Origin of the sequence: Streptomyces sp. NPDC057654, from assembly GCF_042800135.1 — a bacterium.
GTDB lineage: Bacteria > Actinomycetota > Actinomycetes > Streptomycetales > Streptomycetaceae > Streptomyces.
The window spans coordinates 1-4,881 of record NZ_JBHVHQ010000660.1 but is presented as its reverse complement, the minus strand read 5'-3'; the positions used below and the strand labels follow the sequence as shown (position 1 = coordinate 4,881).

Annotated in this window: 5 protein-coding genes; 2 read left to right on the top strand and 3 right to left on the bottom strand. The window is 71.7% G+C overall.

What is annotated here, in order from left to right:
• Positions 1 to 101: 101 nt before the first annotated feature.
• The 3 genes from ACFU99_RS33085 to ACFU99_RS33075 form a co-directional block, all read right to left on the bottom strand.
• Positions 102 to 1,055: a dihydrodipicolinate synthase family protein gene (locus ACFU99_RS33085; protein WP_384399076.1), complete on the bottom strand. Its 954-nt coding sequence runs from the start codon at positions 1,053 to 1,055 to the stop codon at positions 102 to 104.
• Positions 1,055 to 1,852 carry an aldolase gene (locus ACFU99_RS33080; protein WP_384399074.1) on the bottom strand — a complete coding sequence of 266 codons (798 nt, stop codon included), beginning with the start codon at positions 1,850 to 1,852 and terminating at the stop codon, positions 1,055 to 1,057. Before ACFU99_RS33080 ends, ACFU99_RS33085 begins: the two co-directional genes overlap by 1 nt.
• A 209-nt stretch (positions 1,853 to 2,061) precedes the next feature.
• Positions 2,062 to 3,381: an aminotransferase class I/II-fold pyridoxal phosphate-dependent enzyme gene (locus ACFU99_RS33075; protein WP_384399072.1), complete on the bottom strand. Its 1,320-nt coding sequence runs from the start codon at positions 3,379 to 3,381 to the stop codon at positions 2,062 to 2,064.
• Between the two features lie 126 nt (positions 3,382 to 3,507).
• On the opposite strand from ACFU99_RS33075, the gene ACFU99_RS33070 reads away from it, so the two are divergent.
• Both ACFU99_RS33070 and ACFU99_RS33065 read left to right on the top strand, forming a co-directional pair.
• A complete protein-coding gene (locus ACFU99_RS33070; RefSeq protein ID WP_384399070.1) occupies positions 3,508 to 4,113 on the top strand; it encodes a TetR/AcrR family transcriptional regulator in 606 nt (201 codons plus the stop codon).
• Positions 4,100 to 4,786 (top strand): YitT family protein, encoded by a 687-nt coding sequence (locus tag ACFU99_RS33065; RefSeq protein WP_384399068.1) that lies wholly within the window; start codon positions 4,100 to 4,102, stop codon positions 4,784 to 4,786. The genes ACFU99_RS33070 and ACFU99_RS33065 overlap by 14 nt, the downstream gene beginning before the upstream one ends.
• Positions 4,787 to 4,881: the final 95 nt, after the last annotated feature.

Here is a 4,881-nt window from a genome sequence, read left to right as displayed (position 1 = left end):
GGAGGCAGGCGGCCTCCCGGACGGCGCTCATAGTGGCGGGGCGCTGCCCGGCTCCGGTGCGGGTGCCTCTTTCTGCGTGGAACTCTTCCCTGCCGGCTGGGTCAGGGCGTGGTCGGCCCTGTCAGTACGTCCAGTACGTCCAGTACGTCGCTGTCGAGGCAGGGTTGGGATCCGAGCCGGTCCAGGAGGTCCTGGAGTTGCCGGGTCTCTTTGTCGGGCAGAGGCAGCAGGGGCGCTCGGGGCGGTCCGGCGGGGCGGTCGTGGAGCTGGAGTCCTGCCTTGATGGCGCGTGGCAGGCCGTGGCCGACGATGAAATGGAGGAACGGCAGGAGTTCGGCCAGGATCGCGTCGGCCCGTTCGTCCTGTCCGCGGATCGCGGCGGTGTAGAGCTGGAGCGTCCAGTCGGGTACGAGGCAGGGGGCGGCGGTGCACCAGCCCGCAGCTCCGGCGCGGAAGGCGTCGAGGGCGACGGGGTTGTTGCCGTTGTAGACCGACAAGGCGCCCTCGGACAGTTCCCGCAGTGCGGTGAAGCGGGCGACGTCGCCGGAACTCTCCTTGACCATGGTGAGGTTGGGGATGTCCCGGGCGAGTTTGACGATGGTCTCGGGCAGGAGGTCGGTTCCGCTGGTGCCGGGGTTGTTGTAGAGCATGATCGGCAGATCGGTGGCGGCTGCCACCTCGGCGAAGTGCCGGGCGAGTTCGGCCTCGGTCAGTTTCCAGTACACCTGCGGGAGCACCATGACGGCGTCGGCCCCGAGCCGGGCGGCGACACGGGCGCGGCGGACGGTGCCCTCGGTGGTCAGGTGCGCGACGCCGACCAGGGTCGGGACGCGTCCGTTCACGGTGTTCAGGACGGTTTCGCAGACGGCGTCCCACTCGGCTTCGCCCAGGTAGGCGCTCTCCCCGGCGCTGCCCAGCGGGGCGACGGCGTGGCTGCCCGTGGTCACCAGGCGGTCGGTGAGCCGGCGCAGCGCGTCGTGGTCGACCGCGCCGGTGTCCGGGTCGAAGGGGGTGATGGGGTAGGCGATGATTCCCTTGAGGGGCTGCTCGGACATCAGAGGTCCACCTCGCTGGTGAGGCAGTCGGGGTGGTTGCGCAGGGCCCTGCGGGCGTAGTACGCGAAGTTGGCCTTGCTGCGGCGGTCGGTGGAGGTCCAGTCGTGGGCCTCGCGGGCGAGGGCGGGGTCGAGCGGCTGGATGGTCCCGGCGGCCATGGCGAGCAGTTGGAGGCGGGCGGCGCGTTCGATGAGAATCGCCAGGGTGCAGGCCTCTTCGATGGTGGTGCCGGTGACGAGCTGGCCATGGTGGGCGAGGAGGATGGCGCGCTTGTCGCCGAGGGCGGCCGAGATGATCTCGCCTTCCTCGTTGCCGACGGGGACGCCGGGCCAGTCCTTGAGGAAGGCGCAGTCCTCGTAGAGGGGAGTGGTGTCCATGTGGGAGACCATCAGGGGGACTTCGAGCATGGCGAGGGCCGCGGTGTGCAGCGAGTGGGTGTGGATGATGCAGTTGACGTCTTCGCGTTCCCGGTAGATCCAGGAGTGGAAGCGGTTGGCGGGGTTGGGCATGCCGCTGCCTTCGAGGACCGTCAGGTCCTCGTCGACGAGCAGGAGGTTGTCCTCGTCGATCTCGTCGAAGCCGAGGCCCAGACGCTGGGTGTAGTAGGTGCCGGCCGCCTGGCCGCGCGCGCTGATCTGGCCGGCGAGTCCCGAGTCGTGGCCGCCGTCGAAGGCGATGCGGCAGGTGAGGGCCAGCTTCTGCCGTACGGTCAGTTCCGAGTCGGCGAAGTGCTCGCGCATCTGCTGCTCGGCACGTCCGACCAGGACGTCCTTGGAGTCGTGCAGGGTGTTTGCCATGTGCTCTCTGCTCCAGTTCCCAGGGCCGGCCGGGGTCGGCGGGCTCTGTGTCCGGGGTCTGTGTCCCGGGTCTGTGTCCCGGGTCTGTGGGAGAAGGCGCCGGGCGGCGCCCGGTTCGGATCAGCAGCCGGCGTGGTCCGCGCCGGTGGCACACCGGGGCCGCAGGGCTGCGCAGGCGAGGCCCCGCAGGCGAGGGCCCCGCAGGTCGGTCAGGGGCGGCCGGGGAGGTTCAGGATGTCGGCGAGGTCGGCGGTGAACTGCGTGGCCTGCTCGTCGGTGAGCTCGGCGGCCGTCACCCGCAGGGCCTGGGCTTCGGACGGTCCCGAGGTGAACAGGCCGCCGGGCTGCACGGCCCAGCCGCGCCGCGCGAGGGCGTCCGCGACCGGACGCGCGGGTGTCGGCAGCGGGACCCAGACGTTCAGGCCGTCCGGCCGGTAGTCGTCCGGGACCGTGATTCCGTGTTCGCCGAGCCGTGCCAGGAGCCGGTCACCGCGTCGTACGTAGGTCTCGCGCGCCCGCGCGGTGAGGGCGATGACATCGGGGTCGGTGAGGAGAACGTGGGCGGCGTGCTGGAGCAGCCCGCTGACCCACGACGCTCCGGTGTTGAGCCGGGTGCCGAGGCGGCTCGCGGTCTCCTGGTCGCAGGCGACCAGCGCCAGACGCAGGTCCGGGCCGAGGAACTTCGACGCCGACCGCACCAGCGCCCACCGCGAGAGGCCCGGAGGCGTGATCCGGTGATAGGAGGAGCGGGAGACCGCCCAGAAATGGTCGTCCTCGATGACCAGGACCTGAGGATGACCCGCGAGGACCTCCCACAGTTCGGCGGCACGTTCCTCGGTGATGCTCACGCCGGTCGGGTTGTGCGCGCGGGGCGTACACACCACCGCCCGCACCCCGCTCTCCAGGGCCGCGCGCAGGGCGTCCGGGCGCATCCCCTGCCCGTCGACCGCCACCGCCACCGTCCGGAAGCCGTTCAGCCGCAGTGTGCCGATGCTCGCCAGGAAGCACGGGTCCTCGACCGCCACCGCGTCCCCCCGGGTCAGGTACGCGTTCAGCAGCCGCTCCGTCGCGTCGACCGCGCCGTGCGTGACGACGACGCGGAAGCCGCTGTCACCGATGTCCGGTGCGTACTGCCGCACAGCCCATCCGGCCAGCCGCTCGTCGACCGGCGGTGAGCCGTACAACGCCGGCCGGTACTCGCCGCCGCGCAGAGCCCGGAGCGCGTCGGGCAACAGCCGCGGGTCAGGGTTGCCGCTGGCCAGATCGGTCAGCCGACCGCCGAACCACGCCCCCTCGCTGGCCAGCTGCGGCACCCCCGCCACCGCTGTCCCGCCGCGTCCACGCGTCACGGCCTCAGCCGCGGCCACCAGCTGCCGGTAGGCCGAGGCGACCGTGTTGCGGTTCACGCCCAGCTCCTCCGCGAGCGTGCGCACCGGCGGCAGCAGATCCTGCGGCGCCAGCTCGCCCGACGCGATCAGGTCCCGCACGCTTCCGGCGATCTCCGCCGCGGTCGTCCCGCTGATCGGCATGTCGTCCACCTCCGGACCCGACCATAGCATTAGTCCTAGGACATAGAAAATATGTCCTAGGTCAAAATTTGCGCGCCGAGCGCCACGCGCCCAGCCATTATTTTAACTACCTGGTAAGTTAAAATAATGCAACGGCACACCACCTCACGCGCCCGCCTGCTGGCCGCCGCCGAGCAGGTCTTCTACGAGCAGGGCATCACCCGGACGAACATCGACACCGTCGCCCGCGCGGCCAAGGCGACCAAGCCGACCGTGTACGCGCATTTCGCCTCCAAATCGGCGCTCGCGGCCGGCGCGCTGGAGGCGCGGCAGCAGCGCATCGCGGCCGACCTCGCCGCGCGCCTGGCGGACGAGGAACCCGGAAGGCCGCGCCTGACCGCCGTTTTCGACTGGCTCGCGTCCGCGTACGAGCACGGCAACGGCCGGGGCTGCGCCTTCCTCAACGCCGCCGCCGAGTCCGCCGTGGACGACACGGTGACCGCCGCCGTACGGGCCGAGAAGCGGTGGCTGCTGAATGTGCTGCGGGACCTGTGTGCGGAGGCCGGGTGCGACCGCCCGGACGAACTCGCCTCGCAACTGCTCCTGTTGATCGACGGAGTGGCCGCGCGGGTGCTCGTACACGGCCCCGGCGAGGCGGGCGCGGTCACGGCCGCGGCGGCGCGCGCCGCCGATGCACTCCTGACGTCCGCCACGTCCGCCACGTCCGCCGCTCCCGGCCGTGGCGCGGCTTGACGACCGTCCCGTACAGCGCTCGCTGCGGATCGCGGTGGGTCTGGCGCTGTACGGGATGAGCCAGGCGGTGCTGGTGAAAGCCCACCTCGGCACCGATCCGTGGACCGTGTTCTCGCAAGGCATCGCGAAGGTCACCGGGTTCACGCTGGGCGAGACCACCGTCGTCGTCTCGCTGGCCCTGCTGGCGCTGTGGGTGCCGCTGCGTCAGCGGCCCGGACTGGGTACGGCCGCGAACGCGCTGATGGTCGGCCCGTTCGTCGACCTGGGCATCGCCTGGATACCCGCGCCGGACCACTGGGGCGTGCGCGTCGCGTACGTGCTCCTGGCCGTGACCGGCATCGCCGTCGCCACGGGACTGTACGTCGGCGCGGGATGGGGGCCCGGCCCTCGCGACGGACTGATGACCGGGCTCGTACGCCGCGGCATCCCGCTGGTCGCGGCCCGCGCCGGGATAGAGGCGAGCGTGCTCACCGTCGGCTGGCTGCTGGGCGGCAGCGTGGGCGTGGCCACCGTCGTCTTCGCCGCCGGGATAGGGCCGCTGGTCGGCTACACCCTGCCCAGGCTGACGCTGCCCGCCGCGCCGCGCGGCGACGGCGACGGCGACGGTGACGATGACGGCGACGGTGATCGCAACGGCACGCAGCCGCAACCCGCCCCCGGCGCTCCGCGGTGAAGTCGGTGACGTCGGTGATGTTGGTGACGTCGGTGGTGTTGGCGAACTGAAGCCCCTGCGGCCGGGTGCCCGTACGCGCGTGTCCCGTCGTGGGC